This window comes from Bacillus sp. JJ1764 (genome assembly GCF_036962145.1).
GTDB lineage: Bacteria > Bacillota > Bacilli > Bacillales > Cytobacillaceae > Neobacillus.
Window position 1 is genome coordinate 1 of the sequence record NZ_JBALNY010000203.1, and the last position, 343, is coordinate 343.

Here is a 343-nt window from a genome sequence, read left to right on the forward strand (position 1 = left end):
TATTGAACTAACCTGCCCTGTAACAATAAAAAAATGCGATCCTATTAATAAGAATCGCCACACTATGAACACTTATTCAAGTGATTAGAAATTATTCTTTAAAAGATAACCCTTTTTCCTTCAAAGCAGACCTTAGTTTCGGTAAAGAGGCTGGACCTATACCGTGAAATTTCATAATGTCTTTTTCACTATATGATGATAACTTTTGTAAAGTAGTTAAACCATTGTTCTCCAACGCTCGTCTTGCTGGTGCCGAAAGCAATGCAAGAAATCCATTTTCAGGCTTGCGTTCCTGCTCACAAATGGGACAGGTTGGACATTCACTACTTTTATAATATTTATG

General features: G+C 35.6%; 1 protein-coding gene. It reads right to left on the bottom strand.

Features of this window, described 5'->3' with window-relative positions:
- Positions 1-91 precede the first annotated feature (91 nt).
- Positions 92-343, bottom strand: a 252-nt coding sequence (locus tag V7083_RS21745) for an RNA polymerase alpha subunit C-terminal domain-containing protein (RefSeq protein ID WP_335482003.1), incomplete at its 5' end; no start/stop codon positions are given.